At 41.2% G+C, this 3,130-nt stretch carries 2 protein-coding genes, 13 tRNA genes and 1 rRNA gene; 15 read left to right on the forward strand and 1 reads right to left on the reverse strand.

Annotated elements, in window-relative coordinates:
* The 15 genes from rrf to C509_RS0123060 all read left to right on the forward strand — a co-directional run.
* Positions 1–94: ribosomal RNA gene (gene rrf, locus C509_RS25280) — 5S ribosomal RNA — on the forward strand; the annotation flags it as partial.
* A 152-nt stretch (positions 95–246) separates the two neighbouring features.
* A tRNA-Asn gene (locus tag C509_RS0122995) sits at positions 247–321 on the forward strand.
* A 2-nt stretch (positions 322–323) separates the two neighbouring features.
* Positions 324–416 (forward strand) — tRNA-Ser (locus tag C509_RS0123000).
* Between the two features lie 21 nt (positions 417–437).
* Positions 438–512 (forward strand) — tRNA-Glu (locus tag C509_RS0123005).
* Between the two features lie 10 nt (positions 513–522).
* A tRNA-Met gene (locus C509_RS0123010) sits at positions 523–596 on the forward strand.
* Between the two features lie 31 nt (positions 597–627).
* Positions 628–703 (forward strand) — tRNA-Asp (locus C509_RS0123015).
* Between the two features lie 41 nt (positions 704–744).
* Positions 745–820, forward strand: a tRNA-Phe gene (locus C509_RS0123020).
* Positions 821–837: 17 nt separating this feature from the next.
* Positions 838–922, forward strand: a tRNA-Tyr gene (locus tag C509_RS0123025).
* Between the two features lie 5 nt (positions 923–927).
* A tRNA-Trp gene (locus C509_RS0123030) sits at positions 928–1,001 on the forward strand.
* 6 nt (positions 1,002–1,007) lie between these two features.
* Positions 1,008–1,083, forward strand: a tRNA-His gene (locus C509_RS0123035).
* A 30-nt stretch (positions 1,084–1,113) separates the two neighbouring features.
* Positions 1,114–1,185: transfer RNA gene (locus C509_RS0123040), tRNA-Gln, on the forward strand.
* Positions 1,186–1,188: 3 nt separating this feature from the next.
* Positions 1,189–1,263, forward strand: a tRNA-Gly gene (locus tag C509_RS0123045).
* Between the two features lie 5 nt (positions 1,264–1,268).
* A tRNA-Cys gene (locus tag C509_RS0123050) sits at positions 1,269–1,342 on the forward strand.
* A 12-nt stretch (positions 1,343–1,354) separates the two neighbouring features.
* Positions 1,355–1,438 (forward strand) — tRNA-Leu (locus C509_RS0123055).
* A 402-nt stretch (positions 1,439–1,840) separates the two neighbouring features.
* On the forward strand, positions 1,841–2,290 hold the full coding sequence (locus C509_RS0123060) for an AraC family transcriptional regulator (protein WP_018709280.1): 450 nt from the start codon (positions 1,841–1,843) through the stop codon (positions 2,288–2,290).
* A 641-nt stretch (positions 2,291–2,931) separates the two neighbouring features.
* Here C509_RS0123060 and C509_RS26795 read toward each other — a convergent pair.
* A partial coding sequence (locus C509_RS26795; RefSeq protein WP_211214308.1) for a hypothetical protein occupies positions 2,932–3,130 on the reverse strand: 199 nt, incomplete at its 5' end.

A 3,130-nucleotide genomic window follows, 5' to 3' on the forward strand; every position in this document is an offset into this window, starting at 1 on the left:
TCACACCCGTTCCCATCCCGAACACGGAAGTTAAGCTCTTCAGCGCCGATGGTAGTGAGGGGTTTCCCCTTGTGAGAGCAGGACGTCGCCGGGCATAAGATTTAAAGGTTAGTATTATAACCTTTAAAATTGGGAGATGCAGAACAAGGAAGCGATTGAGGGATGGAAGGAACGTACAACAGTACGTGACTGACGGACCGAATGAAGCTGACGCAGTAATACGCTTCTCATCACAATTTTAATTATTCCGCAGTAGCTCAGTGGTAGAGCTATCGGCTGTTAACCGATCGGTCGTAGGTTCGAATCCTACCTGCGGAGCCATTGGAGAGCTGTCCGAGTTGGCCGAAGGAGCACGATTGGAAATCGTGTAGGCGGCTACCGCCGTCTCAAGGGTTCAAATCCCTTGCTCTCCGCCATATTAACTGAAAATGTCATATGGCCCCTTGGTCAAGCGGTTAAGACACCGCCCTTTCACGGCGGTAACACGGGTTCGAATCCCGTAGGGGTCACCATTTATACTATCGCGGGATGGAGCAGTCTGGCAGCTCGTCGGGCTCATAACCCGAAGGTCGCAGGTTCAAATCCTGCTCCCGCAATATTTTCACCTGATATATCATAGTTTAAGAAGGTCCCGTGGTGTAGCGGTTAACATGCCTGCCTGTCACGCAGGAGATCGCGGGTTCGATTCCCGTCGGGACCGCCATTATTATTAATCGAATCGTATCGCTTAATAATAAATAAAACGGCTCAGTAGCTCAGTCGGTAGAGCAAAGGACTGAAAATCCTTGTGTCGGCGGTTCGATTCCGTCCTGAGCCACCATTTTAAATATAAGTTATGGTGGGGTAGCGAAGTGGCTAAACGCGGCGGACTGTAAATCCGCTCCCTCCGGGTTCGGCGGTTCGAATCCGTCCCCCACCACCATTCGTAGGGGCATAGTTTAACGGTAGAACAGAGGTCTCCAAAACCTCTAGTGTGGGTTCGATTCCTACTGCCCCTGCCAATCACGGCGGCTATGGCGAAGTGGTTAACGCATCGGATTGTGGCTCCGACATCCGTGGGTTCGATTCCCACTAGTCGCCCCATTGAATTTATAGTATAATGTATTACATCAATGGGCTATAGCCAAGCGGTAAGGCAACGGACTTTGACTCCGTCACTCGTTGGTTCGAATCCAGCTAGCCCAGTATGCGGAAGTAGTTCAGTGGTAGAACACCACCTTGCCAAGGTGGGGGTCGCGGGTTCGAACCCCGTCTTCCGCTCCAAAAATGGCGGCATAGCCAAGTGGTAAGGCACGGGTCTGCAACACCCTTACCACCGGTTCGAATCCGGTTGCCGCCTCCATCTTTATATCATGCCTGAGTGGTGGAACTGGCATACACGTTGGACTCAAAATCCAATGCCCTCACGGGCTTGTGGGTTCGAATCCCACCTCAGGTATTACCACAAGGTAGATGAACATGGTTAGAAAAAAATGGTGCTTCAAGAAACCACGTCACACAATTTTTAACCGAATCTACTTCGAAATAAAAAACAGACGAATCATATTGATTTGTCTGTTTTTTATTTTTGCCTCTATACAATATATAACCTCGGTAATATCTTGCTTTTTACTAAGCCCTGGATAATAATTGTTTGTACTGAGCCATAGGGGAGACCTCTTTTATTTGGAAGTCTACAAGAAAAAGCCTTCCTTTTTCTATTTATTCATTTACATAAGATATTTTACGCTCTCAGTCTGATTATGTTGTGGAAAATTAAATTAATTAAAAATTTTTTCGAAAAAGGTCTTGAAAAACATTTTATATCAAATTACCTTATCTAAGAAAGGAGGAATAAAATATGAAAATAACGATTGAAGAATTACCTGAATCAAGGATTGCTTATTTCCGAAACGTTGGTGAGTATGGTGAAAAGCAAAACAAAGAGCTAATGGAGTCTTTTAAAAAGTGGGCACAGTTGAATGGTGTATTAGATGATTCCACAATCTTAGGTATACCACAAGATAACCCAGAGATTACGCCAAAAGAGGAATGTCGTTATGATGTATGTGCTGTTATAAATAACGATATTAGTGTGGCAAAACCAGCTCAAGTTGGTAAGTTTTCTGGTGGGAAATATGCTGTTTTCTTGCTTGACCATACAAAAGAGGCAGTTAGTGAATTTTGGGGCAATATTTTTTCTGAGATAGAAAAAAATAATCTAACAATAAGAGAACAACCCATTATAGAAAGATATACTCTACAAATGATAGATAATCATTTATGTGAAATATTAGTTCCTATACAGTAATGAAGGTGGGATTTTTCCCACCTCCTTTTTAAAGGATGAACAACGTGACAGATCTACTTGTCTTCCAGAGCTAACAGCAATTAGAACCACCACACCGATATGATCTTAAAGTTGAAGGAGTCGAACCACCTGGAACCTTGTCCTGCATATAGTTTTAACAAGCTGTACAAACACAGTTCAAGAAAGCAACTAATTATGTTGGGTGGATAGGACACGCTGTAATGAATCAATAGGAATAAAAAACAAGAATCTGACGCATTTCACAAGTAAGAATGGCTAGGGAGAAATTTGAATGAATGTAATCGCTAAAAATGCTAGAAAAATTTATTTTATTGTAGTGTTAATGATGTTGATAAAAACTTTTTTTCCAATTCATCAATTGTATGATAATGCTTTAAACATACTATTCGTTTTAATCGCTATACCTGTTCTAATTATTGAATTTAAAGTTAATATGAGGAATAGGGGAAATACTTAAGTATTCTGGTCTCTCATAAAAGATCTCGATTTTTAAACAACATTTAATAAGCGTATTAACTACTTTTAAACATATATAGATGGAGAGCAAAAACAGATCACTTGTTGGCAATGGATACCGTGTAGTGATCTGTTTTATGATACTTAGCCTTATCTATTTCAATCTAACCTGAAGATGCAGATATAGATGCGGCACGTCTTTCTTCTTCATATGTTGCTTGAACTAATTTGTAAAAAAACAAACGGACCGAGTTGGTTACCTCTACTTTTGTATTTGGCAAGTAGAATATGTATGATTTGGCAGTTAAAATTGTAGCTACTTGCCAACATCCCTTTTTTAATGATTGAGTAATGATTCTTTGT

It is taken from the genome of Siminovitchia fordii DSM 16014 = CIP 108821 (genome assembly GCF_000374565.1).
Taxonomy (GTDB): domain Bacteria; phylum Bacillota; class Bacilli; order Bacillales; family Bacillaceae_C; genus Siminovitchia; species Siminovitchia fordii.